22 protein-coding genes are annotated in these 24,955 nt (G+C 68.3%); 8 read left to right on the forward strand and 14 right to left on the reverse strand.

Translation table 11 applies throughout. From position 1 onward, the window contains the following. The first annotated feature begins 229 nt into the window (after window positions 1-229). The 3 genes from GR168_RS00735 to GR168_RS00745 are packed head-to-tail and all read left to right on the forward strand — an operon-like array spanning window position 230 to window position 3,285. Window positions 230-976 (forward strand): glycoside hydrolase family 16 protein, encoded by a 747-nt coding sequence (locus GR168_RS00735; RefSeq protein ID WP_065631396.1) that lies wholly within the window; start codon window positions 230-232, stop codon window positions 974-976. A 42-nt stretch (window positions 977-1,018) separates the two neighbouring features. Further along, window positions 1,019-2,005: a glycosyltransferase gene (locus tag GR168_RS00740; RefSeq protein ID WP_068972368.1), complete on the forward strand. Its 987-nt coding sequence runs from the start codon at window positions 1,019-1,021 to the stop codon at window positions 2,003-2,005. Continuing rightward, the gene (locus GR168_RS00745) at window positions 2,002-3,285 is read left to right on the forward strand and encodes a hypothetical protein (protein ID WP_159369742.1); all 1,284 of its coding nucleotides are present in this window, start codon (window positions 2,002-2,004) and stop codon (window positions 3,283-3,285) included. The genes GR168_RS00740 and GR168_RS00745 overlap by 4 nt, the downstream gene beginning before the upstream one ends. On the opposite strand, the gene GR168_RS00750 is transcribed toward GR168_RS00745, so the two are convergent. Further along, window positions 3,264-4,061 carry an SDR family oxidoreductase gene (locus tag GR168_RS00750; RefSeq protein ID WP_159369743.1) on the reverse strand — a complete coding sequence of 266 codons (798 nt, stop codon included), beginning with the start codon at window positions 4,059-4,061 and terminating at the stop codon, window positions 3,264-3,266. The genes GR168_RS00745 and GR168_RS00750 overlap by 22 nt on opposite strands. Before the next feature lie 422 nt (window positions 4,062-4,483). Between GR168_RS00750 and GR168_RS00755 the strand changes: the two genes are divergently transcribed. Further along, window positions 4,484-5,026, forward strand: coding sequence for a dihydrofolate reductase family protein (locus tag GR168_RS00755; RefSeq protein WP_159369744.1), 543 nt, complete (start codon window positions 4,484-4,486; stop codon window positions 5,024-5,026). Between the two features lie 166 nt (window positions 5,027-5,192). Here GR168_RS00755 and GR168_RS00760 read toward each other — a convergent pair whose 3' ends face one another. The 6 genes from GR168_RS00760 to GR168_RS00785 all read right to left on the reverse strand — a co-directional run bounded on the left by GR168_RS00760 (window position 5,193) and on the right by GR168_RS00785 (window position 11,232). Then, window positions 5,193-6,497: a hypothetical protein gene (locus GR168_RS00760; protein WP_159369745.1), complete on the reverse strand. Its 1,305-nt coding sequence runs from the start codon at window positions 6,495-6,497 to the stop codon at window positions 5,193-5,195. A gap of 87 nt (window positions 6,498-6,584) precedes the next feature. Then, window positions 6,585-7,388 (reverse strand): hypothetical protein, encoded by an 804-nt coding sequence (locus GR168_RS00765; RefSeq protein WP_159369746.1) that lies wholly within the window; start codon window positions 7,386-7,388, stop codon window positions 6,585-6,587. Between the two features lie 142 nt (window positions 7,389-7,530). Further along, window positions 7,531-8,700 (reverse strand): hypothetical protein, encoded by a 1,170-nt coding sequence (locus GR168_RS00770; RefSeq protein WP_159369747.1) that lies wholly within the window; start codon window positions 8,698-8,700, stop codon window positions 7,531-7,533. Window positions 8,701-8,985: 285 nt separating this feature from the next. After that, window positions 8,986-9,447, reverse strand: a complete 462-nt coding sequence (locus tag GR168_RS00775) for an ATP-binding protein (protein ID WP_065631341.1) — start codon at window positions 9,445-9,447, stop codon at window positions 8,986-8,988. A gap of 6 nt (window positions 9,448-9,453) precedes the next feature. Then, on the reverse strand, window positions 9,454-9,885 hold the full coding sequence (locus GR168_RS00780; RefSeq protein ID WP_065631340.1) for an STAS domain-containing protein: 432 nt from the start codon (window positions 9,883-9,885) through the stop codon (window positions 9,454-9,456). 147 nt (window positions 9,886-10,032) lie between these two features. Continuing rightward, window positions 10,033-11,232, reverse strand: coding sequence for a lipase family protein (locus GR168_RS00785; protein ID WP_159369748.1), 1,200 nt, complete (start codon window positions 11,230-11,232; stop codon window positions 10,033-10,035). Window positions 11,233-11,369: 137 nt separating this feature from the next. Between GR168_RS00785 and GR168_RS00790 the strand changes: the two genes are divergently transcribed. Next, complete coding sequence (locus GR168_RS00790; RefSeq protein WP_159369749.1) at window positions 11,370-11,663, forward strand: hypothetical protein; 294 nt, start codon at window positions 11,370-11,372, stop codon at window positions 11,661-11,663. A 30-nt stretch (window positions 11,664-11,693) separates the two neighbouring features. Here GR168_RS00790 and GR168_RS00795 read toward each other — a convergent pair whose 3' ends face one another. From GR168_RS00795 to GR168_RS00810, 4 genes are all read right to left on the reverse strand, one after another. After that, window positions 11,694-13,214 (reverse strand): acyl-CoA synthetase, encoded by a 1,521-nt coding sequence (locus tag GR168_RS00795; protein ID WP_159369750.1) that lies wholly within the window; start codon window positions 13,212-13,214, stop codon window positions 11,694-11,696. A gap of 69 nt (window positions 13,215-13,283) precedes the next feature. After that, window positions 13,284-13,916: a lysozyme gene (locus GR168_RS00800; protein WP_238994983.1), complete on the reverse strand. Its 633-nt coding sequence runs from the start codon at window positions 13,914-13,916 to the stop codon at window positions 13,284-13,286. 71 nt (window positions 13,917-13,987) lie between these two features. Next, window positions 13,988-15,763: a DUF6777 domain-containing protein gene (locus tag GR168_RS00805; RefSeq protein WP_159369751.1), complete on the reverse strand. Its 1,776-nt coding sequence runs from the start codon at window positions 15,761-15,763 to the stop codon at window positions 13,988-13,990. A gap of 203 nt (window positions 15,764-15,966) precedes the next feature. After that, complete coding sequence (locus tag GR168_RS00810) at window positions 15,967-17,445, reverse strand: NAD(P)/FAD-dependent oxidoreductase (RefSeq protein ID WP_159369752.1); 1,479 nt, start codon at window positions 17,443-17,445, stop codon at window positions 15,967-15,969. A gap of 132 nt (window positions 17,446-17,577) precedes the next feature. Here GR168_RS00810 and GR168_RS00815 point away from each other — a divergent pair, with 132 nt between their 5' ends. Then, the gene (locus GR168_RS00815; protein ID WP_159369753.1) at window positions 17,578-19,818 is read left to right on the forward strand and encodes a molybdopterin-dependent oxidoreductase; all 2,241 of its coding nucleotides are present in this window, start codon (window positions 17,578-17,580) and stop codon (window positions 19,816-19,818) included. A gap of 231 nt (window positions 19,819-20,049) precedes the next feature. Here the strand turns inward: GR168_RS00815 and GR168_RS00820 are convergent, their stop codons facing one another. After that, window positions 20,050-20,715 (reverse strand): fasciclin domain-containing protein, encoded by a 666-nt coding sequence (locus GR168_RS00820; protein ID WP_171011559.1) that lies wholly within the window; start codon window positions 20,713-20,715, stop codon window positions 20,050-20,052. Window positions 20,716-20,851: 136 nt separating this feature from the next. Continuing rightward, window positions 20,852-21,433 (reverse strand): DinB family protein, encoded by a 582-nt coding sequence (locus tag GR168_RS00825; protein ID WP_159369754.1) that lies wholly within the window; start codon window positions 21,431-21,433, stop codon window positions 20,852-20,854. Between the two features lie 192 nt (window positions 21,434-21,625). Here GR168_RS00825 and GR168_RS00830 point away from each other — a divergent pair, with 192 nt between their 5' ends. Then, window positions 21,626-22,261, forward strand: a complete 636-nt coding sequence (locus GR168_RS00830) for a pyridoxamine 5'-phosphate oxidase family protein (RefSeq protein WP_159369755.1) — start codon at window positions 21,626-21,628, stop codon at window positions 22,259-22,261. A 210-nt stretch (window positions 22,262-22,471) separates the two neighbouring features. Here GR168_RS00830 and GR168_RS00835 read toward each other — a convergent pair whose 3' ends face one another. After that, window positions 22,472-24,049 (reverse strand): AMP-binding protein, encoded by a 1,578-nt coding sequence (locus GR168_RS00835; RefSeq protein ID WP_159369756.1) that lies wholly within the window; start codon window positions 24,047-24,049, stop codon window positions 22,472-22,474. 95 nt (window positions 24,050-24,144) lie between these two features. On the opposite strand from GR168_RS00835, the gene GR168_RS00840 reads away from it, so the two are divergent. Continuing rightward, on the forward strand, window positions 24,145-24,948 hold the full coding sequence (locus GR168_RS00840; protein ID WP_159369757.1) for a LuxR C-terminal-related transcriptional regulator: 804 nt from the start codon (window positions 24,145-24,147) through the stop codon (window positions 24,946-24,948). Window positions 24,949-24,955 lie beyond the last annotated feature (7 nt).

Genomic DNA, 24,955 nt, shown 5'->3' on the forward strand with positions numbered 1-24,955 from the left:
TAGCCGCTACCGTTCGGCGCGAGCATCGGGTCCCTCCACGGGGAGCGGTGTCCACCGATCGCGTGTCACAGGTCATCACCGTCGTGGCGATCACGACCACGGCGATCGCCTGCGCTTCCGCCCTGCTCTACATGGTGGGCCGGATATGACGCGTGCGCGAGGTGGTTGGTTCCGGACATTCCTGCAGCTGTTGACGGTGGTTCTCCTCGCCCCGGTAGTCGGATGTGGGATGACACCGGCGCGGGGGTTTCCTCGTGGAGACCTCCCCGGCTGGAAGCAGGTGTTCTTCGACGACTTCGATCGTGATGCGCCGGTAGGGAGTTGGGCGAACGAGTGCTCCCCGTACGACGTCGTGTACACCGGCGCGGAAGGTCAGCAGTGGTTGACCTATCCGCGGTGTTTCCCGGACACCTTCGACCGTCGGCCGTATCGAGCGGATGAGGTACTGAGTGTGGACAACGGGTACCTCGTTTTCGATCTGCACAACGTCGACGGGGTTCCGGCAGGGGCGAGTGCATCACCGATACTCGACACCGGTAGCCAGTACCAGACCTACGGGCGCTACTCGGTCCGGATGCGTGTCGACACACCAGACCTCGACGAGTACTACGTCGCATGGCTCCTGTGGCCGCAATCGGAACAGTGGCCGCGGGACGGCGAACTCGACTTCCCCGAAGGCTGGCTGTCGAGAACCGTTGGTGGATGGCAACATTTCGCGGGCGAAGGTTCCTGCGACGGGTGCAAGATCCCGTCCCGGGACATCGGGGCGCGCTTCACCGACTGGCACACCTACACCATCGAATGGTCGCCGGGGCGTGTGCGGTACCTGCTCGACGACACCGTGGTCCTGGACAGCACGCAGTGGGTCCCGACGACACCGATGCGCTGGCAACTGCAGACCGAGACCCGAGGCGACGGGAACAACCGCGGCCGGGTTCTCGTCGACTGGGCTGCCGTGTGGTCGTACGAGGAATGACGTTGCACGAGTGTAGACTTCGACCGGAACTGAAGAGGACTGATGGGAAATAGTGACATCGGCAAGTTGTCGGTGGTGATCTGTGCCTACACCACCGACCGATGGGCTGACCTGATCCGATCGGTCGACGCCGCCGAACGCGAACTGACCGATGACGATGAACTGATCGTGGTGATCGACCACAATGATGAGCTGTTCGACCTGGCGAGGCGTGAGTTCGCCTCGTCGCTCAAGCCGCTGATCTGGGTGGTGGCCAACGACGAGAAGCGCGGTCTCTCCGGTGCCCGCAACTGCGGCACCCGTCTCGCCTCCGGTCAGATCGTCGGGTTCGTCGATGACGATGCCGTCGTCGAACCCGGCTGGCGCCGGCGACTTTCCGGGCAGTTCACCGATTCGGATGTTGCGGCGGTGGGCGGATACGCGGAGCCGGTGTGGCCCGGCGACCGACCCCGTTGGTTTCCCCGGGAATGCGACTGGACAGTGGGATGCAGTTACGCGGGTTTGCCGACCGCGCCGGCGCCGGTCCGCAACCTGATGGGGTGCAACATGGCGTTCCGTCGCCGGACCTTGCTCGAGGTCGGGGGATTCGACACCGACCTCGGACGGGTGGGCACGCTTCCGGTGGGCTGCGAAGAGACCGAGTTGTGCATCCGGATCGCCCGTTCTGACCCGGCTGCGAGGATCATCTTCGACCCGGATGTCCGTGTGCGACACCATGTGAGCCGGAACAGGACACACGTCCGGTACGTCTTGCGGCGGTCGTTCGGCGAGGGCGTGTCCAAGAGACAGATCAGTGGCCTCGTCGGGGCGGCGGACGCCACGAGCTCGGAGCGTTCGTATCTCACCAGGACGGTCCCGGCGGCCATCATGCGTTACCTCCGCGACGGTGTGACGGTCGAGCAGCGCAGGACGGATCCCGGAGGTCTCGGACGCTGCACCGTTCTCGCCGGGACCGTCGTCGCAGCAGGTCTGGGCTACCTCTTCGCGATGCTGACCGAGGCGCGAAGCGCGTTGAGTCCTCAGACATGAGCATCGTGAGCAGGCCGGTGATGCTCGGCTCGAGGGCGATGACGGTGGACTCCGTCGCCGTGGTGGCGAGCTTCTTCGTCACGGCTGGGGCGGGAATGCTCTTCTGGGTGGTCTCGGCCAGGGTCATCCCTCCACATGCGCTCGGCATCCAGACCGCTCTGTTGTCACTTGTCACGACGGTCGGCACCATCACCGCGTACGGGGTGGGAAGTGCCTACAAGGCGATGCTGTCGACGCCCGACTGCCCACGTCGCGAACGGTTGCTCGAGGGCCTGCTCATCACCATCGGCTCGGCCGCCGTCTTCGGCGTGATGGGCGGGATGATCGCGGGCGACATGCTCGAGAACCGGGTGGCGACCGTCGTGCTGGTGGCCTGCGGGTCCGTCGTCATGGCGCTTTTCGTACTCAAGGACGCCGCTCTGATCGGACTGCACGCCTCGCGCTGGCTTCCGATCGTCAATGTGGCCGCCGTGGTTCTGAAAGTGGCCCTCGTCTGCGTGTTGGCGAGTGTCGTGGCGCTCGCTGCGGTGTGGGCCACGATCGTGCCCGCCCTGCTCGGGGCGTGCGTGGTGTTCGTCGTCCTCGTGCCGCGGATTCTGCGGCGCCCCGAGAACCGCACAAGCCCGCACCGTGTCGTGGTGGTGGATCGCGCCCAGATGCCGATGTTCGCTCTGCGCGATGGCATCGGAAGCGCGACCTCGTTCGGACTCATCCTCGTGCTGCCGTTCCTCACCACGCTCGTCGCCGGACCGGTTGCGGGTGCGACTCTGGCCTTGGCGCTCGCGGTGGCACAGGTGCTCGACTTCGTGCCGGATGGCATCGGAGCAGCACTCACCGCGCATCTCGCGCGCGATCCGGCGGCACTGGCCGGGCAGATCCGTCGAATCTGGGCCATCTCGCAATGTCTGGTCGTCGTCGGAGCAGGGGTTCTGATCGCAGCCTCGCCGCTCGTCGGGAAGATCTTCGGCCCGGCCTACTCGGGCTCGGAGTTCACGACGTCGTTGTGCCTGCTCGCGGCCGCCTCGGTCCTGCGCGTCCCGTATTCGATCTGGATGTCAGTACTCCGGGCGGAGTTGGACACCAAGACGATCCTGCGATGCAACACGGTGGTGTTCGTCATCACCTTTCCGGTCACCCTCGTGCTGGCGGGCACCTGGGGCAGCATCGGTGCGGGCTCGGGTTTGCTCGTCAGCTCGCTCCTGCTGGGCGCTGTCGGCACCTGGGACCTGAGACGACGATGGTTGTCGAACGCAAAGGGTCACCGCAAGCTCGTCTGGTAGCGGCGCATCCCACGCAGCCACCGGTCGTAGTCGGCGCCCTTCTGGCGGTACATGTCGAGGACCTCCGGGTGCGGGAGGATGAGGAAGCGTTCGTCGGCGACGGCCTCCAGGACGATCGCGGCCACCGTCCCGGGGGTGAGTACCGCGCCGGCGCTCTCGACCGCCCGCTGCATCAACCGCTGGTCAGCGGTGGCGGAATCACCGTCGGGCCGTAGCAGTTTGGTGTCGACACCCATCGGGCAGAGGCAGCTGACGCGGACCCCGTCGTCGCCGTGGGTGATGTTGAGCCATTCCGCGAAGCCGACCGCGGCGTGTTTGGTGACCGAGTACGGCGCGTTGCCGATCTGGGTGAGCAGACCCGCGGCCGACGCCGTGCTGACGAAGTAGCCGCTCCCTCGTTCCACCCAGCCCGGGATCAGGCGTCGAGCCGCCCGGATGTGGGCGCGGAGGTTGACGTCGAAGGCGAGATCCCACACCTCCTCCCCGGTGTCGACACCGCCGCCCAGTCCGACCCCGGCGTTGGCGAAGTAGAGGTCGACCGGACCGAAGGTGTTCTCCGCCAGCCGAACCGCGGCGTCGATGTGTTCGTCTGACGAGGCATCACCGGCGAGCGCGGTCGCCGAATCGCCCAGCTCCTCGGCGACGGCCCGGGCACCGGACTCGTCGAGATCGGTGACGACGACCCGCGCGCCCGCATCGACCAGGGCATGCGCGATGGCCGCGCCGATACCTCCACCGCCACCCGTGACGATGGCAACCTTGCCTGCGACGTCCATGGATCTCCTTCGATCGCCGATGTGTGGGTCCAGAGTTACCAGACGGCGGGGCGAAATCCCGCTCGCTGAGGTGCGAGGAGCGTAAGCGACGAGCCACGAAGGGTTTGGCGACGCATCTCACCACGACCCTTCGTGACGGCCTCCGCAAGCTCCGGCCTCCTCAGGGAGCAGTGGTTAGGCTCGCTCCAAGCACAACGAGTTCTTTCGTAGTCCACGACGGCCGCGAGGCCGCGGATACTGAGGAGCGCCCGGAGCTTGCGGAGGGCGCCGCCCCCTCCGCTCCCTGAGGAGCGCCCGGAGCTTGCGGAGGGCGCGTCACGAAGGGTCCCGACAGAGGTCACGAGACTCTCGACGCCGATGACTTTCCCGCCGCCCCACGGTCTGACATCGTGACGTTCACCGGAGTGACGAGAGGCAGCGCAATGGGAAAGATCCACGTCCACGAGTTCATCACCCTCGACGGCAGCTACGAGGACCCGAGTTTCACGATGCCGTACGGTTTCCCCGACGCGCTCGGCGAGACACTCAGTTCGTTCATGAACGACTGCACCGGAATCCTCCTCGGACGCAACACCTTCGAGATGTTCGGCCCGGAATGGTCGGACCGGACCGTCGACGACGATCCCGGCGCCCCGTTCTTCAACGACACCACCAAGTACGTGGTGTCCTCGACCCTCGACGAGGCGTCCGGGTGGCAGAACTCCGAGGTCATCGGGGCCTACGACGCCGACCGGATCCGCGAACTCAAGAAAGACCGTAACCTGTACATCAGCGGCAGCGGCACCCTCGTGCGGGCGCTGCTGCGCGACAAGCTGATCGACGAGTTGCACCTGCTGGTCTATCCGGTCGTGCTCGGCAGCGGTGCCCGCCTGTTCGACGGTCTGGCCGACCTGCCGCTCACGCTCGCCGGCACCGACGTGTTCGACAACGGCGTCGTGCACCTGTCGTACGGTCCCACTGATTGAGAACCCCGCCTGGGCCGAGACCAGTTACTCCGCTGCCGAGTGACGTCGCATGCGATATCGATCCGTCGGCGCGACTTCGATCGAAGTCGCGCGGCCTGATTGACGTCGCATGCGACTTCAGTTGGGGGGTGGCGCGGCAGTCGGAAATCCTCCGCCCGCCCCGGGATCACGTCCCCGGCGAGGGACCGAGTGACGACCCGCCGGCGAGGTCCATCGCGGTGAGGAGCAACCGGGCGACGCGGGCGTAGGCCTGGTGCTCGGCCTCGCAGAGCGCGATCTCCTCGTCGCCGAGTTCGGCCTTGCGGGCGGTCGTGAGATTGTCCATCCACTCCCGCATCTCGGCCGCGCAGATGTCGAAGAACTCGTGGACGCGCTCACGGTCCTGACGGCACATGGCCAGCACGGTCGTTGGGGAGAGCTTGTTGTCGAGCTTCTGGTTGACCCGTAGGAGCCCCTGCAGCGCCACGGGAAGGCGGTCGCCACGGCGACGGTGCTCCAGTTTGGGGCCGCTCTCGAGGCGTCGGATCATCTCCCCGCGCGCCGACCGGGCGAAGTCGTCCCAGCGTCGGAGGGCGGCATCGAGATTGGCCGGACTGAAGACCGCGACGTCGATGCGGCGCTGGGCGAAGACGAGCCCGTTGCGCACGACCAGCGCGACTTCGGGCCACCGCGGCGAGAACTCGGCGACGACCATTCCGAGCAGCGAGGGTGCGGGCACCGACGAGCTGAGGATGGTCACGATCTCCAGGGAGCGGGCGTCTCGGGTCGGCCGGAGCAGTGAGGTGCCCGTCGACCGCAGGAAGATGGCCTTGCGTGGGCTCACCACGGCGGGACGTCCGGCCGCGCTCATCGCGGCGCGGGCCAGTTCCACGAGATGGTCTTTCGACTGCGGCACCACCCCGCCCTCGACTGGGGCGTCGAGGAAACGGGCCGGGGCGGTGAAGCGCAGGGTGTCGGCGTCCGTGCTGCCGGCTCGATCCGAGTCGGCCGGCCGGCCGGCGTCGGTCTCGTCGGCGTCGTCGGTGTCGAGACCGTCAGCCGGGGAGTGGTGTCGGGCGAAGGACGGGTCGCCGATGCTCACGAACGACGGGTGGATGACACCCCACACCTCGCGCAACGCCCGCACGGCGGCGCCGGCGAGGTCGCCGGACCGAACGGCATCGGCTTCGAAGCAAAAGGCGCTGCGACCCTCGAGCCGGCACCAGCCTCGGTCGACGATGTAGGTGGCCTGGCGCATCCACCGGTCCTTGTCGGTCCAGGTGAGGTCCCCCGCCGAGATGGTGCAGCGCAGGCGGTCTGCCGACTCGGGACTTCCGGCCACCGCGAAGGTCATCCGTCGTCGCCATCCTCCGGCGGCCGCCTCGACGATCGACAGCGTCTGACCCGGCAGGAGACGTGGCACCCGAACCGCGAGAGTGTCGGCGAAGTCCCGCCAGGCCGCCTCGAGGTCGGCGTCGAAATCGGGGGACATGCAGGCTCCTCGTGGGCGGGACGTACGCGGACCGGATCCGAATAGTACGACGCCGCGCAGACACCCGTGGCGACACCCGCAACAGAACTACAGGGGGGCGGAGTGCTCGATCGTCTCGTCGTAGACCGGGTCCCACGGGAGATCGTGGTCGGCGTAGTCGGTGCTCGTCAGCGCCACGTGGGGTACCGGTTCCCCGGTGAGCGATTTCCACGTGATCGAGTTGACGATGCGGACCGCGGCGGCGTCGAACGTCGTCGGATGCCAGGTGTCCGCGGACTCCAGCGGACCCATCACGCGCGGCGCGGGGAGCCGGGGATGCGCACCGGACTGCCCGGTTCGCGACATGTCGCAGAGCACACAGGTCCCGGACGCCGACGGCAGATGACGGCGGCGTCTGGCCCACGCTTCGGCGCGCATCGGGATGACCGTCAACTGCACCAGCGTCCCGGCGCGGCCTAAGTCCTGAACACCCTGTGTCGAAGGGGCGACGACCTGTTGTTCTCGGCCGGCGGGGCCTCGACACCACGCGACGGACGGCTGTGTGGGCACCTCGAGGTAATCGCCGGCGTCGAAGTCCGGCACGCCCGTGAACGCACTGCCGCTGACGACGTTGACACCGTCGACGCCGACCATCACCAGGAACGGGTGCAGGTGCGGCGAGGAGAAGTCGAGCCAGGTGGCCTCCGACTGCCACATCGGGATGGTCGCGTGCGCGTCGCCGTCGGGTGAACCCTGCGCGAGGCGGAGGGCGCCATGGCCGCCCACCGCGCCGCGCCGTCCGACCGGGTCCGCGGTGCGCAGAGCCCGCTGGAACGTGACGTGCAACCGGGCGTCGTGACCCAGCTCGGGGAAGGTGATCGTGAGTGCGCGCCGATTCGTGGTGATGGCCATGTGAGGGCTCCGATCGTGACTGGAACCGCTGAGGGTTGCCTAACCAATTGAACGCCTCATCTGGCGGCGGTGCGATGCTCCGCGTCGGAAATCGTCCGCGCAGACTACGTGCAGGGGTCCTGCCGGTACCGATTTGCCTGAGTCACTTGGCCTGCGAGCTGCGATCCGCGGCGTCGTCGTCGGACAGCACGACGACGCGCAGCGCCGCCCGCAGGTTGTGCGTGGTCGCCTTCCAGGCCTCGGCTTCATGGCGGCACGCGTCGGCCTCGGCCGGGTCCGACGCGGCGGCCGCGTCGACCGCCGACCGCCGCCAGGTGAGGTGCTGCTCCTCGCTGGTGTTGATGTACGAGAGGATGTCGGCCTGGCTGTACCGGCAGATCTTGGCGACCTCGCGGGCGGACAGCGAGCGGCCGTCGGGGTCGAGTTCGAGCAGTGTCTGCAGAGCGTCGGGGAAACGGCCGTCGTTCCTCGCGGTCAGTGGTGCGTCCTCACCGACCTTGGCGATGACCGACGGGGCGCAGTCGGCCAGGAACGTGAACCATTCGGCCAGCGCCGAGCTCAGGTTGTGCGGATGGAACACGGCGCACTCGACGGTCAGCGTCGCGAAGACCTCGTCCTCGAGGAGATGCACACGTACCGCCGACCCCATGGTCGGCTGGGCGGCGACGATATCGGCGGCGCGCCGGCGGTCGGTGATGTCACCGGCGAGGCGCGCGAAGAACTCGAAGCGGGGTGCGTCGTTGCGCGGACTCAGCCACGACGAGACGGGCTTGGTGGGCAGGGCGATGTCGCCGTCGGCGTCGGTCTGGATACGGCAGCCGGTGAGGTCCTCGAGCGAGCCGACGAGCAATGCCCGCAGATGGTCGGCGTCGAACGGCTGAACCGCGACCTCGATCTGGGGTTCGGGGCGCGCGGCGGGGGAATGGTCGAGGAACGCGGGGTGCACGACCTCCCAGACCTGCCGGAGCGTCAGCACCGTCGTGTGCGCGAGCTGATCGACGCGGCGCCGCCCGACTTCGAAGATGTGGGTGCCGTTGCGCAGACGTCGCCACCCGAGGGCTGCGAGGAGGTCGAGATGCTCGGCGAAGTACTCCGGCGTGGGATGCAGGTCGGTGTCCTCGATGGTGCAGCGCAGCCGGCGCGAACCGGTGACCGAGAATCGCATCGTCCCGTGCGGACCCTCCGGGATGGCGGGGTCCTGCTGGATCGTGAGGGTCTCGCCCGCCTCGAGATGCGACAGACGATCTCCGACGTGCAACGCGAACGTGCGCCACGCGTCGTCGATGTTCGAGTCCACGGTGAAGTCGGTCATCTCGACTCCCTTCCTCGTGCGCTGACGTGCATGCGCATTGTGCAGCGATGTCAGGATCGGGAGCACGCTCCACCGAGCTGTTCGACGGCCGGCCCCGAACCCGCCTTCGGACTTCAGGTTATGTGACTCGGCCGACAGACTTGGTCACTTGAACAGACCCGTCGACGAAGCCTTGCCCGAACCGTACCCCTAGGTCGGCGGCCCGGCTGACTCAGGCATCGGTTGTTAACCGACAAGAAGTACTTGTGTCCCCAGCCCGGGGGACACCCGTCTCTCGGGCGGTTCTCAGACGCTCTGTCGTTGACGCCAGCTCAGGGTCACCGAGGTCCCGTGCGGTCCGCTGGTGACGTCGGATGCGTCGCAGAGTGCCGAGATCAGGGCGAGTCCGCGACCGCGGTACGGCGACGACGACGCATCTGTCTTCCACTGCCCCGTGTCGGTGACGATGACCTCCAGGGAATCGTCGCGCGTCTTCCGCGCCCGGACATCGATGGCACCGGGCCGGGTGCCGGGCGATGGGGTGGCGTAGGCGTGCTCGGCCGCGTTGGCGACCGCCTCGTAGACCGCGAGGACGATGTCGCTGCGACGCTCGGCGTCCACGCTGATCGTCGCGTCCAGCCACTGCGCGAACTGTTGCCGGAAGCGGTAGGCGGACTCGGGAGAGGCCGTGACCGAAAATGCGAGACCGGTCGCGTCCGTCCCGTCCGAGTCGCCGGGGTCTCGGTGAGCCGATGAGATCCGAACCATCTGTGACTAACCAGCCGGACGGTCGGCCAGCCCCTCTGTGGTGGTCATGGCCGTGATCGCATGGTTCAGCGTCGGGTAGAGCACCATCGTCTGGTCGAGGCCCATGATGGTGAGGGGGCGGGCGGTCGCCGGTCCGGCGGCCACGACGCCGAACATGCCGGTGGGTGCGATGGCCTCGTGTGCCGCGACGAGCGCCGCCATCCCGGCGGAGGCCAGGAACTCGGTGGTCGTCAGGTCGATGATCAGACCGTCGGGTTGTCCGCTCAGCGCCTGCGACACGGCGTCGGACAATTGCGGGGCGGTGAGCACGTCGATGCTGCCCTCCACGGTCAGGATCACCAGTTGCTCATGTGCTGCGGACACCACCGACATCAGCGCGCGTCCGGCACTCAGGCCACTGTCGTCGACGATCACAGCATCAGGATTCTCTGCCTGCATCGGGTGGCCCTCTCTACGGGGGACGGCGGCAGCCCGACTTGCGGCCCCGTCCCGGGAGATGTACGACGGCAGCTGCTCAACCGGTGATCCCATCGTGCCACGGCATGACGCCACGCCGGTACCGGGGTGCGCGAACGCCCTCGGCGGTTACTTTCCGAAGAGCCGGCCGAGGAAGGGGATGGTGTCGGCTTGCGACCGGACCAGCGTGCCGCTGTGGTCGCTCGGATAGGTCCGGAAGGTCACCGGCTGGCGGTTGGCGGTCAGCGTCGCCGCATAGGCCGCGGTGGTGGGATACGGCACGTCGGTGTCGAACAGGCCGTGGCCCATGAAAAATGGCTTGTCGAAACCCTTTTCGGGCATGCCCAGGTAATTCGCCAGGGTCGCGGAGAATCTCGGCAGACTGGTCAGCGGGGCGGTGAAGTAGTCGCCGAGCGAGACGCCCCGGAGCTGCTCCTCGAATTCGCCGACGCAGCGGGTCTCGGCGAGGGCCACATACTTCCGGCCGCTCGGCGTGAGGATGCGATCGATGCCGAGCTCGGGGTGTGCGTATCGGAGTCCGGCGAGGATGTAGCTGAGGTAAGCGGTCAGCGCCGGGGTGATCGCCACCGGCGGGACACCCGGACCCGCGATCTGGACCAGTCGTTCGATGTAGGCCGGCGTGCCGGTGCCGACGGCACCCCGGTAGTCGAGCTCTTCACCGCCGAACTCGGTCGCGTAGCGCGCGGTGTAGATGGCCGCGCCGCCGCCCTGTGACTGCCCGACCGCCGCCCAGGAGCGCGACAACCGTTGTGCGACAGGTCGAGTCGAGGAGAACTCCCGGCCCGCTCGCACCATGTCGACGACGTTGTGGGCCGTCGTGCGGCCGTCGAGGTAGGCGTGCAGACCCGGGGTGCCCAGGCCGGCGTAGTCGCTGGCCACGATGGCGTAGCCCTGCTGCATCCACTTGGCGAGGTACGGCAGGTCGCGCTCGGGCAGGCCCGGACCCCGGACCGAGGGGGCGCAGTCGTCGCCGATCCCCGACGTCCCGTGGGCCCACGAGATCACCGGCCAACCGCCCGGCGGTGCCGTCCCCCGTGGGGTGAACACGGTCCCGGTGCTGAGCGCCTTCTTGCCGAGAGCATCGGTCGTGACATAGGTCAGGACGGTGGCGTCGGCGGAGCCGGGCACCCAGAACTGCGGGGCGAGCGGCCTGGCGGAGACGACCGTGCCGACGTCGCCGAGGTTCGACGGCGAGGAGATCGCCGGGCCGGCGGCGAGGGTCCCGGCCGCTCCGGAACCGCCGATCGCGACCGCCGCACACACGGCCAGTGTCAGAACCTTGCGGTGCCATCGCGTCACGATCCACACCGTACTGCGAACGGGTGCCGGTCGTCGATTCCTCGCCTGTTCCGTTATCGCTCAGTTCCTTTCGGTGCGCCGGGAGCGGGACCGTCGGCCACGGCCATACCCTGGTTCGGACAAACCCGGCAGAGAGGTGTCACGGCATGGCGTTGCGGACGGTCGGGTTGCCGACCCCGGGGGACATGAAACCGAGGTGGGCTGCGTACGCGGCACTGCTGGCCGTGCGGGGTGAACGCTGGGCGCAGGGGGCGCATGCGACCGCTCACGGGTGGCATTACGACGACGGCGGAGGCAACTGGGCTGACCTCGGCACCCGGCTCCGGGCGATGGTCGCCGCCGGTGATGCGCCGACGGCGGCAGACCTGCGGCGCATACTCGGACCGGCGGCCGCGCACGCCGACATCGACGCGGCAGTGGCTGCGGCACAACGTTTCTGACGATGTCAGGTCCGTCGCGCCGCGCGTCCGTCACCGCGAGCGCAGTTCCCGCTTGAGCAGTTTGCCGCTCTGGTTGCGGGGGAGCTCGTCGACGAACCGCACCTTCTTCGGGACCTTGAACGGCGCGATCCGAGACCGGACGTGCTCGATCAGTTCCTGCTCGGTCACCGACCGGCCGTCCCGCACCACGACGACCGCGGTGATGGCCTCGATCCACTTCTCGTCCGGCTCGCCGATGACGGCCACCTCCGAGACCGCCTCGTGGGTGTAGATCGCGTCCTCCACCTCGCGGGAGGCGACCAGGATGCCGCCGGTGTTGATCACGTCCTTGATGCGGTCGACCACCGTGATGAAACCCTCCGCGTCGCGGGTGACGAGGTCGCCGGAGTGGAACCAGCCGTCACGGAACGCGTCCTCGGTGGCGGCCGGGTTCTCCCAGTAACCGCGGCACAGTTGCGGCGAACGATAGAGGATCTCGCCGGGAACCCCGGGTTCGACGTCGTTGCCGTCGGAGTCGACGACCCGGGTCTCGACGAAGAACACCGGCCGACCGCACGAGGACGGCCGGTCCTCGTGCTCCTCCGGGCGCAGAACCGTTGCCAGCGGCCCGATCTCGGACTGTCCGAAGCAGTTGTAGAACTGCATGCCGGGGAACTGCTCGCGGAGCCGGTTCAGCACGGTCACCGGCATGATCGACGCGCCGTACTGGGCCTTGCGCAGCGAGGACAGATCCCTGGTCGCCAGGTCCGGGTGACCGGCGAGCGGAACCCAGACGGTCGGCGCGAGGAACAGCGACCCGATGCGGTCCGCCTCGACGCGACGCAGGATCTCCGGGATGTCCGGGGTCGCCATCAGCCGGACGGTCGCGCCCACGGAGAGGTACGGAAGCATGAAGACGTGCATCCCCGCCGAGTGGTAGAGCGGCATGGCGATCAGCGGGTTGTCATCCGCGGTGAAGTCGAGGGCGATCACCGACGACACGTACTCGCTGATGAGTGCCGCGTGGGACATCATGGCGCCCTTGGGCTTCGAGGTGGTTCCGGAGGTGTAGAGGAGCTGGGCGAGATCGTCGCCGTCGGCCGCAGAGGTGAACTGGCCGGCCGGTCTGGTCGCCGTCTCGAGAAGTGAATCGTCGGCGTCGCGCAGCGGGACGATCTCCTCGACCTCGGCGAGATCGCCGCGGATCTCGTCGATCCGTTCGGACAGGGCGGGGTCGACGAGGACGGCACGTGCGCCGGACTGCACGACGAGATAGCGGAGTTCCTCACCCCGCAGCGCGTAGTTGATCGGGACGTGGACGAGTCCCGCGCGGCAGCACGCCAGGAAACCGATGACATACGCGTCCGAGTTCGTGCCGTATGCCGCCACCCGGTCGCCCTGCTGCAGTCCGCGGGCCACCAGCCCGGCGGCGGCAGCGGACACCGCGTCGTCGAGCTGTCGATAGGTGAAGGAACGGTCGTCGAAGACCAACGCGGTGCGGTCGGGATGCCGCGCCGCGGACCTGCGGAGGATGCCGTCGATGGTGTTGGCGGAAGAAGGTCGCGAAGCCATGCCGTCGACGATACTTGGACGTCCTAGTGAACCGTGGCGGATCCGCCCATCAGGGCCCGGGCGTGCCCGTCAGGGCCAGAAGATGGTGCCGTTCAGGAAGTCCTGGGCGAATCGGTTGCCGGTTCGGTACTCGCCGCCGAGCGGGACCCCGAAGTACCCGCCCGCTCCGCCGGTCTCCTCCCACTTGCGCCGGATCTGGCCCCAGACGATCTGCGCGCCACCGGTTTTCGACCATGTGACCACACCGCCCTGGAAGTCGTTGCTCCGTCCGCTGCCCGACCGGTACTCGTTGCTGACCGGATAACCCAACGCACCGCGCTCGGCCCCGGCCTTCTGCCACCGGCTCCGGATCGCGCCGCCGACCTGGTGTGCCGTACCGCCGTCGGCGGCGGGGTGCCAGTAGAACGACGTGTCGCGTGAGAACACCTGGAATCTGCCACGCTTGGCTCCCGCGCGTTCGGGGCCGGTCGGGACGCCCCACTTGAAGAAGCCGCCCGTCGACGAGTAGGCCTCGCCGATCTTGCCGCCGACGAGGTGACCGTTGATGATCCGATCGGCCTGCGCACTCGGCGCGAGCATCACCAGCGACACCATCGTCGCCACGACCGCGACGCTCGCCACCCGCCGTCGGACGCGTCTGCGAACGGACTCCGGACGGAGGTCACGGGCGGGGCTCGCCGTCGACGTCGTGAGGGCAGACATGCGCGCGATGGTACGGACGTCCCACGGCGCCTGCTGTTGGACAGCTCACATCAGGGGTGAAACCGCAGGTGTCAGGGGCCCGCGGGAGCCTCGGGTGGGGGTGAGTTCTCCGTGGTGGTCGTGGTGGTCGTCTCGTCCGGGGCCTCTCCGGCGGGCGGCGCGGCATGTGTGGAGGGGTCCGGCGCCGGCGGGTCCGTCGTCAGGGGGCCCGGCGCAGACGGTTCGGGAGCCGGGGCGGCGGGCGGTACGACGATCCAGTTCGCCGACCGGACGGTCACCGTCTTCGACGCGCCGACCGCCGTCAGCGTCAACGTCCACACTCCGGTGCTGGTGGTGGAGCCGGACACCGAGGTGCGCTGTAGGGCCGAACCGGCGACCGACCGCGTCACGCCGTCGGTGCACGAGAGGGCGACCGTACCCGCCGAAGAGCTGCCGGGGGCCGTGCAGCCCACCGACAGCCCGGCGTCGTCGAAGCTGAAACTGCCGATGAACTCCCCCGAACCGCTGAACGAGGTCGGCGTCGCGGGGGCCTCGGCCGGGGCTCCCGGTGCCGGCGCGCCGGGGACGCCCGGCTCCGACCCGGGTTCGGGCGCCTCCGGACCCGGCGCCTCGTACCCGGGCGCCTCGGGGACCGGGGCGTCGGAGGCGGGCACCGATGCATCCGGTGGTGGCGCGTCCGAGGCCGGTCCCGGGCTGTCCGGCGCGGCGGGTGGCACCGCGGAGTCCGATTCGGACGAGTCCGGTCCAGCGGAGTCCGGAGCCGCCGAGTCCGAGTCCGGTGCTCCTTCCGGCAGACCGCCGTGCTCCTCGGCCCGCTCCTCGAGGGCCGGGGCGGCCGCGGGGTTGCCCGGCGCGATCAGTCCGTTGTGCTCGGCGTCCTCCTCGGTGTCCGCCTCGAACGGCGTGTTCAGCGCGGCCGGGGTGGGCAGGGGACCCGACGGTGGCGGGAAGCGGCTGAGATCGAGCAGTCCGCCGAGCGGTTGCGAGAAGATCTGTCCGGTCAGGTAATTCAGCAGCTGGAGCGCGTCGCCGACCGGGGTGCCGGGGGCAGCCGGGACCGACGGCGCGGGTACGATGGTCGTCGACTTGCCGACCGCGGTGACGTTCTGGTTGTTGTACGCGATGCGGGTGACCGATCGACTCTTGTACCCCTCCCACGTCCGGCCCTCCAGCCGGTACCCGCCGAGCGGGGCGGCGGCCGGCGGGGCGAGCGGATTGCCGCACGAGCACATGGCGCGCGGGACGCCGGCGGAGTCGACGTAGACCGCTGTCCCACGCTGCAGGACGGACTGGAACGGGACCGCTCGGCCGGAGGTGTACGAGTGGTTGGTCACCCAGGTGTCGGTGGTCAGCACCACGGGGGTGAGGGTGTTCAGATAGTGCGGGATGTCGGCGGTGCCGATGCCGTAGACGCCGGCCCAGGCGCGAGCCGCCGGGGGATCGGCGAGCAACCGGTTGCTGAGTGCCGCGGTGTCGCAGGCGGCGGTGTCTCCCGCGGCATACAGCCCGGCGTCGGTGCCGTTGACCGCGCGGCCACCGAGGTCGGCTGCGCCCGCGGTACCGGTGAGTGCCACGTTCGCCGGGAGGTCGCCGGCCCCGGACACGAGGACCGGATCGGTGAACGGATCGATCCCGGGGTCGTTCGCCGCGGTCAGGGTGAGGCCGGGGACGTAGATGTCCCCGTCGCGGGCCTTGACGACGAAGACGATGCCCGCGGCGAGGACGAGCGCGAGGACGACCACGACGGCGCTCAGTACGAGGGTCAGTGCGCGACGACCGTCGGGCCGCGGCGGGATCGCGCCGTACGGGGTCGACGGGTGGGTCGGGGGACCGGGTGGATAGGTCATCGCGCAGCTCCTACTGGTCCACTCCTGCCCGGGCGGGCAATCGTTCGACCCGAGCCCAGTATCGGCGCGTCACAGAACGGGGAGCAAGGCTTGACCAGCATTTTCACGTCGTCGACGGCAAATCTCGACCGTTTGGACCACACCGCCGTAACGCCGCGCGGCGGGGCACCGACACCAGTCCGGGCCCCGCGCGCGGAGCCGGGTCAGGCCCGGCCGAACACCATCGATTCCTCGACCTTGTTGATGCGGTGGTCGATGGCGTCGCGGTAGTAGTTGTGCCGCACCTGCCAGTGACCGCGGGTGCCCGACTTCGGCAGTGCATCCGGGGACCGTTCGACGTACCCCGCCTTGAGATCCCACAGCGGCCGCGAACCCATGACCTCCGAACCCAGATGCGGATAGGCATGGGTGTAGCCGTTCGTGCGCATGTACCTGATCAGGTCGGCGACGGCGCGAGCGGTCATGTCCGCGCGAAGGGTCCACGAGGCGTTCGTGTAACCGACCGACCAGGCGAGGTTCGGGACGTCCTCGATGAGGTAGCTCTTGAAGACGAAGCGGTCGTGCGGTTTCACCTCGGCGCCGTCGACGCGGAGCCGGGTACCGCCGAAGCCGAGCAGTTGCAGTCCGGTCGCGGTGACGATGATGTCGGCGTCGAGGTGCTTGCCCGAGGTGAGGGTGACCCCCGTGGCGTCGAACCGGTCGATGTGGTCGGTGACCATCTCGACCTTGCCCTCGGTGATGTCGGCGAAGAGGTCGGCGTCGGGGACCATGCACATCCGCTGGTCCCATGGGTTGTACGTCGGATTGAAGTGGACGTCGACCGGATAGTCCTCGGGCAGGTTCGCGACGACGTTGTTGCGGATCATCTTGCGTCCGAGCTTCGGGAACCGGTGGGTCAGGTGCACGATCGCGGCCGTCTGGGCGGCGTACCTGGTGCGGATGACCTTGTGCGCCGCCTGCGGTGGCAACAACTTCTGCACGAGCGGTGCCAGGTACTGCTTCTGCTTGGACGAGAAGATGTATGACGGCGAGCGCTGCAGCATCGTGACGTGCTCGGCCTGCTCGGCGAGGCTCGGGATGAGACTGACCGCCGTCGCGCCGCTGCCGATCACCACGACGCGCTTGCCCCGGTAGTCGAGGTCTTCGGGCCAGTGCTGCGGGTGCACGATCTGGCCGGTGAAGTCGTCGGCACCGGCGAACCGTGGTGTGTAGGGGTTGTCGTAGTCGTAGTAACCGGTTGCGAAGATGACGAACCTCGCCCGGTGGGTCTCGCGGCGCCGGTCCTCACCGACCTCGACCCCCAGCGTCCAGGTGTCCGTCGTCGAGTCCCAGTCGGCGGTCAGGACGTGCTGCCCGAACCGGATGTGCTCGGCGATGGCGAACTTGTGGGCGGTGTCCTCGATGTACTCCCGGATGTCGTTTCCGTGCGCCAGCGCCCGCGGCTTGCGCCACGGCTCGAACGGGTAACTCAGCGAGTAGATGTCGCTGTCCGACCGCACGCCGGGGTACCGGAACAGGTCCCACGTCCCGCCCATGCGTTCGCGGCGTTCGAGGATCAGATAGTCGGCGTCGGGATTCTGCTCCTTCAGCCGATAGGCGCAGTCGATGCCGGACAAGCCGGCGCCGATGATGATCACGTCGCGCACGGTGGGCTGTGTGGCGTTCGGTTCGCTGTCGGTCACGGGGACCTCCTCGGTGGGGATGCCTCAGGTGCTGTCATCATGCAACACTTGTCTTCAGATGTGAACGGAATCACACCAACCGTAGGCCTGCCCGCCTGGGGCCAGTCATCGCGCGAGGTCAGGGGACGCAAGATGCCGATGGAAAAACACACTTACTGCCGAATCTGTGAGCCGCTGTGCGGCATGATCGCGACCGTCGAGGACGATCGGCTGATCTCGTTGCGGCCGGACAAGGAGCACCCGCTGTCGCGGGGCTTCGCGTGTCCGAAGGGGATCGCGTTCGCCGAGATCGTCAACGATCCCGATCGTCTCCGGCACCCCCTCCGACGACGCCCCGACGGCGAGTTCGAGCAGATCTCATGGGACACGGCGCTCGACGAGATCGGCCGCCGGCTCGTCGAGGTGCACCAGAAATCCGGCAGCGACTCGATCGGCTGGTACTTCGGCAACCCGGCGACGTTCTCGACCGGGCACACGCTGTGGACCGCGATCTTCATGAACCTCCTCGGCACGCCGCACGTGTACTCGGCGGGATCCCAGGACGTGAACAACCGCTTCGTCGCCAGTCACTTCCTGTACGGCAACCCGCTGACCGCGCCGATTCCCGACATCAACCGGGTCGACTACCTCGTCATCATCGGGGCGAATCCGGTGGTGTCGCATGGCAGCGTGATGAGTTCGCCGCGTATCCGTGAGGGTCTGAACGCGATCACCGCGCGCGGCGGGTCCGTCGTCGTCGTCGATCCCCGGCACACCGAGACGGCCCGAGAGTTCGACTGGCTGCCGATCACGCCCGACACCGACGCGCTGTTCCTGCTGTCGCTGTTGCACGTGCTGTTCGACGAGAACCTCGCCGACCGTGAGCGGCTTCGGCGGCAGGCGCGCGGCGTGGCGGAGCTCGAGACGCTCGTCGCGGCCTACGCGCCGGAGGTGACCGCGGGCCGGACGGACATCGATCCGGAGCGTGTGCGCGCTGTCGCCCGCTCGCTCGCCCGTACGGAGCGGGCCGCGGTGTACGGACGGGTGGGTACCTCACTGGGGCGCACCGGCACGCTGACGACCGCCCTGCTGGACATGGTGAACCTCGTCGCGGGCAACCTGGACGTGCCGGGCGGGTCGATGTTCGGTGATCTGGGGATTCCGGGTCAGCGCCTGGGCGTCGCCGCGCTGCAACGGCTTTCGAGCTTTCGCTGGGCGGGGCGCCGGAGCCGCGTCGGCGGCCTGCCGCAGGTCCTCGGGACCGCGCCGGCGTCGTTGATGGCCAAGGAGATCACGACCCCGGGCCGCGGGCAGCTGCGCGCGCTGTTCGTCAGCGCGGGTAATCCGGTGCTGTCGGTTCCGAACGGCGACGAATTACGTTCGGCGTTGGACGAACTCGACCTCATGGTGTCCCTGGACATCTACCGCAACGAAACCAACGCCCGGGCCGACTACATCCTGCCGGCCACCACGATGTACGAACGCGAGGACTTCCTGCTCCCGTTCCAGGCCCTGTTCACCACTCCGTTCAAGCAGGCCACCGAGGCGGTGATCCCACCGCAGGGCGAGGCGCGAGAAGAGTGGACGGTGATCAACGAACTGATCGGCTTCCTGTCGTCGGAGAGCCTGCTGATCCGCTCGCTGCACGTCGGCAACCAGCTGGCGCGACGCGTGGGCCGGCCGGTCACCCCGCGCCGGGTCTCGGACCTGGTGATCCGAATGGGATTGGGAGGAGACCGATTCGGCCTTCGACGCGGTGGACTCACCTACCGCCGGCTCGTCGAGGACCATCCACACGGTGTCGTGGTCGCCGACGACCTCGCCCCCGGGCAGCTGGCCAAGAACGTCACGTACCTCGACGGCCGGATCCGGTTGACCGCACCGGAGTTGATGACCGAGGTCGAGCGACTCGGTGTCGCTGACGACGCAGGGTATCCGTTGCGGCTCATCGGGATGCGTGAGATCCGGTCAGAGAACAGTTGGCAGCACAATGCGCCGATGTTGTTGCGCGGCGGACGGTCCCACGCCGCCCGGATGCACCCCGCCGATGCCACGGCACGCGGGCTGGCCGAAGGCGACCTCGCGACGGTGGAGTCCCGGCACGGTCGGATCTCGTTGCCCGTGACCGTCACCGAGGACATCAAGCCCGGCGTCGTCGCGATCCCGCATGGCTGGGGCCACAACGGTTCCGGCGGCTGGACGCAGGCGAACGCGGCTGCGCAGAACGACCTGGGCGCCGGTGGCGTGAACGTCAACGCACTCATCTCGTCCGACCCGGCCGACCTCGAGCGACTCGCCGGGATGGCGAACATGACCGGCGTGCCGATCCAGGTGTCGGCGTTAACCGAGAGCCGGGTACGGTCCGAGACGGATGCCCAACCCGCTCGAACCTGAACGCACACACCGGTTCCCCAGACAAGCAGTGATGCTCGGGTAGGCAACCGGTGTGTGTTCAGGGTTTGGCGCGGTGTCCCGTGCGTCCGTACGTCATCCCGCCCGCGGAGTCCGGACTCTTCCGTGTTCGAGGCGAACGGGTCGCACCCGGGTCACGCAGCACGATTCTCACCGACGGATCGCGTCGGTGAGAATCGTGGAAAGCGCTCTCGCGCAGTGCTTACGGAGAGATCACATGCCGGCCGGGGGCATGAGCACGCTGTCGATGAGGTACACCTGAGCGTTCGAAGTGGTGACGCCACCGCAGACGACGCCGGCCTCATTGACCTTCAGGTTGTCGCCCGATCCGGTCACATTGACCTGCTGACCCTCGAGAGTGGTGTGCTCCCCGACGATCTGGTCGGGGGTCGCCTGGCCCTCGACCACGTGGTAGGTCAGGATCTTGTTGAGCAGGTCAGCGTCGGTCTTGAGCTGCTCGACGGTCTCCGGGGGCAGCTTCGCGAATGCGTCGTCGGTCGGCGCGAACACGGTGTACTCACCCTCGTTGAGGGTCTTCACGAGGTTGACCTCGGGGTTCAGCTGACCCGAAAGTGCTTGTGTCAGAGTCGTGAGCTCGGGGTTGGTGGCCGCAGCGGTGGCAACGGGCACGGTCGACATCCCGTTCACCGACGCCGGTCCCGAGGGGTTGGCCTCGGCGTAGGCGGCACAACCCGGCCCGACGAGGTTGGCGGCCGGATCGGCCATCGCGCTCTCGCTCATCATGGCGCTGGATTCGGTTGCCGCTCCGGTCGTTTCGCTCGAGGTGTCCGAATCGTCGCTGGAGCAGCCGGCCATCACGCCGACGGCGAGGACCAGTCCGGTCAACGCTCCTGCTACACGGGGAATTCGCTTGATCATCGTCGGTCCAATCTGTGTTGGGGTGTCGACTGCGCCTGGCCGGCAGCCTCACAACGTCTTCGGCGCCCGGGGGCCCGCGGATTGGTCGGAGATGAGAGTGATCGTCGAGTGCCCGGGATAACTCACCCGGCAGGCGTCACTTCGCCCAGTCGGCGTCCGCCCACTGCTCGGCCCATTCCTGCCCCTCGGAGATGGCGCCCATCGTGGTCTGGCCGTCGAGCGCCTCTCGGATGATGTCGGCGTGGCCGCAGTGGTGTGCGGTCTCCCGGATGAGATGAATGATCATGACCCGGATGGACAGCCACTCGCGTTCCGGCTGCCACGGCGCCGTGGGCTGAGGGATCAGCTCGTCGAGGCTCTCGGCGTCGGCGATCACGCGGTCGAACTCGGCGGCCCCACGGTCGTATGCGGCCAGCCAGCCGGCAAGGGTCTCGTCGTCGGTCATCTCGTACTCGGTCATGGCCTGGCTCATGTCGAACTCGGCGTTCTCGTCCCGCTCGGTGATGACACGGGCCGCATTCTCCTCACCGTGCGCGAGATGCTTGATCAGCGCGCCGATCGTGAGGGTGCTGACCGTCGACTGCTTGCGGGCCTCGTCGTCGGAGAGGTTGCGTGCGGTGATCTTGAGCATGTTGCGCTGATCCTGCAGCAGGATGAGCAGGTCGCGCTTCTCGCCGGTGACGTCGACGCTGAGTTCGGTGGAGGTGTAGGTGCCCATGATGTGTCCTCTCGGTTGGTGTGAGGACCACGCTATGAGCGATAGAGGACAATTCCGGTCCTCGTTCTTCCGTTGCTTGGAAGGCAAGTCTGGAAGCCTCATCCTGCTCCCTGGGTGGATCCCCCTCTGCGGTCGCCGGCGCCGGCGAGCAAATCTGTTGAGCCGCGGGCGTTCGGGGGCGACCATGTCCGCATGACTTCGACCGGCGGTACTCCGTCCGACGCGACTTCGCGGCTGGCATCGTTGACGCGCAAGCCTGATCGGGCCGCCGACCGCGAGCTGCTCGACGCCCTGCTCGACGAGACCAAGGTGGGGACCCTCAGCACCGTCGTCGATGGTCTGCCATGGTCGGTGCCGATGCTCTTCGCCCGGGACGGCGACTCGATCCTGCTGCACGGATCGACCGGGGCGGGTGCGCTTCGGCACGTCGCCGCGGGTGCGCCGGTGACGTTCACGGTGTTCGCGCTGGACGGGCTCGTCGTCGCCGACACCCTCTTCGACCATTCGGCGAACTACCGGTCGGCTGTCGTACGCGGAGTCCTCGAAGTCGCCGACGACGCGCAGTTGGCTTTGGAAGTGTTGTCCGACAAGCTGATTCCGGGGAGGGTGGCCGAGGTCCGGCCGACGACGCGCAAAGAGTTGGCAGCGACGGTGGCCCTGCGACTGCCGATCGTCGACGGCCAGTGGATCGCCAAGGCGCGGACGGGCGGGCCGGGTGGGGAGTCGGCGGACTGGACCGGCGTGGTTCCCGTGCGGACTGTGTACGACGCCCCGGTCACCTACAGCGGCGACGTGCCGCCCGACTCGGTACGAGCGCTCGTGGACTGATCTCGCCGGAATCGGAGATGCGCAACCAGCGGATTGGGGTGTGACCCGCTGGTTGCGCGTCCGGTGACCGCGTCGTGGGGCAGGCGAGGTCCTCGGGGTCTGCCCGACGCGATCGGCTGTTGGCGCGGCCCGACTGCGGGTCGCGCAGTCGGTTCATCGTTCGCGCACGGTGGCGCCGTTACGCCCCAGGCGGCGCACCACGGCGTGCGCTCACCGCTGGCGCAGGAGGAACCGCTGGATCTTGCCGCTCGGCGTCTTGGGCAGGGCGTCGACGAAATGCACGGTGCGCGGGTAGGCGTGCGCGGCGAACTGCGTCTTGACCAGCTGCTGGAGCTCGGCTTCGAGCGCATCGGTGCCGTCGACCCCGTCCGCGAGGACGACGAACGCTTCGAGGACCTCGCCGCGGAGCTCGTCGGGGCGCCCGACGACGGCGACATCGACGACCGACGGATGGGTGATCAGCACGCTCTCGACGTCGAACGGGCCGATCCGGTAGCCGGCCATGATGATCACGTCGTCGTCGCGTGCGGAGAAGAAATAGCGGCCCTCGTCGTCCACCCGCCCGGTGTCACCGGTCAGGTACCACCGCCCGTCCGGCGAGAAGCGCTGTTTGGTCTTCTCCGGAGCGTCGAGGTACCCCGCGAACCACATCAGCGGGCTGGCCGGGACGTCGATGGCGATCTGACCGTCGACGATCCCCGCGGCGAAGCCGGGCATCGGCTGTCCCATCGAGCCCGGGACGAGGGTCTCGTGGACCGACTTGTGCCAGTGGTTGTTGATGAACATGCCGTGTTCGGTCTGGCCGTAGTGGTCGCGGACCTCGGTGCCGATGGCCCGCAGCGCCCAGTCGATGACGTCGGGGGTCAGCGGTTCGCCCGCCGACGACGCGCGGCGCAGCGAGAAACCCGAGATGCGCGGGTCCTTGCTGAGCGCTCGGTAGACGGTCGGTGCCGCGGCGAAGTTGGTGACGCCCAGGTCGCCGAGGATCTTCGCGGTCAGTTCGGGGGTGAAGCCGGCGTGTAGAAGGAGGTTGCGCCGGCCGGCGGCCAGCGGACCGAGCACGCCGTAGTAGAGGCCATAGGCCCAGCCGGGGTCGGCGGCGTTCCAGAACACGTCGTCGGCGCGGACATCCAGGCCGAAGTGCATGTAGGCGACGAACGAGGCGAGCGCCTTGACCGGGACCGGGACGCCCTTCGGCGCGCCGGTCGTGCCGCTGGTGAAGAGCAGGATCAGGGTGCCGTCGCCGCCGACCGCGACCGACTCGGTGACCGGCTCGTGCGCAGCGATGAGTTCCTCGAACTGGTCGCCGGCGATCACCGTGGTGACCCCGTCGATGCTCGCGAGCTTGTCCGCCTGACTCGACTCGGTGATCACGACCTTCGCGGCGCCGGCCTGCAGCCGCATCTCGATCGCGGGTGTCGCGAATGCGGTGAACAGCGGGATGTAGATCGCGCCGAGGCGGGCGATGGCCAGCAGCGAGACGACGAGCTCCTCGCGCTTGCCCATGAGGACGCCCACCGTGTCGCCACGACCGATGCCCATCTCCGCAAGGGCCGCCGCGAGTCTCTTGGACCGCTCGGCCAGTTCGCCGTAGGTGATGTCGGTGGTGACCGGACGTACGCCGCCGGACTGCTGATCGTCGGTCTGCTCGACCTCGATCACCGTGAAGGCGATCGCCTCGGGATCGTGCCCGTCGACGAGGAGTGCCGCCGCATCGGCGTCGGACGCCCCGTAGATTGCCAACCATCGTTCGACCATGTCGGTGGGGGTCGTGGTGGCCTGTGTCATCGTGAACCTCGCTCCGTACTGAGTAAGCTGAGTCACAGTGTCCTCCGCGACCGGCCCCAGGAACACCCTCGGAAGAGGGGGAGAAGTGAGGTGAGATGCCCGAGCCGCTGAGCGGGATCGTCACCGAGGCGTTGCGTCGGGTGCGCAAGTCCAGTGGGGTGCCACTGGCCTTCGCGGGTGTCCTGAACGGACCGTCGAACCTGCGTCTGCAGCATTTCGCCGGTACGACCGTGGGCGCGTTGAACGGGGTGTCGGTCGACGTCGGGCACGGGCTGGGCGGCAAGGTCGTCTCGCTGAACCGCCCGATGGTCGTCGACGACTACCTCCGCACGCCGCGGATCACCCATCGCTACAACACGATCATCGAGCGGGAAGGGTTGCGCGCCATGATGGCCGCTCCGGTCATCGTCGATCGGACGCCCGTGGCGGTGCTCTACGGCGCGCTGCACACCCCGGACCCGATCGGCGGGCGGATGCTCGACGTCCTCGCGATGGAGGCCCGCACCGTCGAACACGAGATCGTCGCGTCCCGCGCGCGGCTCGAGCACGCCGCGCAGGACGAGGCGGAGATGCGCGACCGGATGACCGCGGCCTACGCGCGGCTCCGGTCGCTGGCCGAGACGGTCGACGACGCCCGGCTCGCCGACGAACTCGCCGCGATCACCGAGGCCCTGATCGCCGCGAGCCCGGCGTCGACGGCGCAGGTGGAACTGACCGGGCGCGAGCAGGACGTGATCTCCCTTGCCGCACTGGGCTATTCGAACGCCCGTATCGCGGAGACCCTCGGTGTCACCGTGTACACGGTGAAGGGGTACATGAAGGATGCGATGCGCAAGCTCGGGGCGTCGTCGCGGCTGGAGGCCGTGGTGACCGCCCGCAGCGCCGGTCTGCTGCCCTGACGCTTCC

Origin of the sequence: Gordonia sp. JH63 (assembly GCF_009856645.1) — a bacterium.
Taxonomy (GTDB): Bacteria; Actinomycetota; Actinomycetes; order Mycobacteriales; family Mycobacteriaceae; genus Gordonia; species Gordonia hongkongensis.

Coding starts and splice junctions, on each gene's coding strand:
- GR168_RS00735 (WP_065631396.1), top strand. CDS start 230: ATGACACCGGCGCGGGGGTTTCCTCGTGGAGACCTCCCCGGCTGGAAG.
- GR168_RS00740 (WP_068972368.1), top strand. CDS start 1,019: ATGGGAAATAGTGACATCGGCAAGTTGTCGGTGGTGATCTGTGCCTAC.
- GR168_RS00745 (WP_159369742.1), top strand. CDS start 2,002: ATGAGCATCGTGAGCAGGCCGGTGATGCTCGGCTCGAGGGCGATGACG.
- GR168_RS00750 (WP_159369743.1), bottom strand. CDS start 4,061: ATGGACGTCGCAGGCAAGGTTGCCATCGTCACGGGTGGCGGTGGAGGT.
- GR168_RS00755 (WP_159369744.1), top strand. CDS start 4,484: ATGGGAAAGATCCACGTCCACGAGTTCATCACCCTCGACGGCAGCTAC.
- GR168_RS00760 (WP_159369745.1), bottom strand. CDS start 6,497: ATGTCCCCCGATTTCGACGCCGACCTCGAGGCGGCCTGGCGGGACTTC.
- GR168_RS00765 (WP_159369746.1), bottom strand. CDS start 7,388: ATGGCCATCACCACGAATCGGCGCGCACTCACGATCACCTTCCCCGAG.
- GR168_RS00770 (WP_159369747.1), bottom strand. CDS start 8,700: ATGACCGACTTCACCGTGGACTCGAACATCGACGACGCGTGGCGCACG.
- GR168_RS00775 (WP_065631341.1), bottom strand. CDS start 9,447: ATGGTTCGGATCTCATCGGCTCACCGAGACCCCGGCGACTCGGACGGG.
- GR168_RS00780 (WP_065631340.1), bottom strand. CDS start 9,885: ATGCAGGCAGAGAATCCTGATGCTGTGATCGTCGACGACAGTGGCCTG.
- GR168_RS00790 (WP_159369749.1), top strand. CDS start 11,370: ATGGCGTTGCGGACGGTCGGGTTGCCGACCCCGGGGGACATGAAACCG.
- GR168_RS00795 (WP_159369750.1), bottom strand. CDS start 13,214: ATGGCTTCGCGACCTTCTTCCGCCAACACCATCGACGGCATCCTCCGC.
- GR168_RS00800 (WP_238994983.1), bottom strand. CDS start 13,916: ATGTCTGCCCTCACGACGTCGACGGCGAGCCCCGCCCGTGACCTCCGT.
- GR168_RS00805 (WP_159369751.1), bottom strand. CDS start 15,763: ATGACCTATCCACCCGGTCCCCCGACCCACCCGTCGACCCCGTACGGC.
- GR168_RS00815 (WP_159369753.1), top strand. CDS start 17,578: ATGCCGATGGAAAAACACACTTACTGCCGAATCTGTGAGCCGCTGTGC.
- GR168_RS00820 (WP_171011559.1), bottom strand. CDS start 20,715: ATGATCAAGCGAATTCCCCGTGTAGCAGGAGCGTTGACCGGACTGGTC.
- GR168_RS00825 (WP_159369754.1), bottom strand. CDS start 21,433: ATGGGCACCTACACCTCCACCGAACTCAGCGTCGACGTCACCGGCGAG.
- GR168_RS00830 (WP_159369755.1), top strand. CDS start 21,626: ATGACTTCGACCGGCGGTACTCCGTCCGACGCGACTTCGCGGCTGGCA.
- GR168_RS00835 (WP_159369756.1), bottom strand. CDS start 24,049: ATGACACAGGCCACCACGACCCCCACCGACATGGTCGAACGATGGTTG.
- GR168_RS00840 (WP_159369757.1), top strand. CDS start 24,145: ATGCCCGAGCCGCTGAGCGGGATCGTCACCGAGGCGTTGCGTCGGGTG.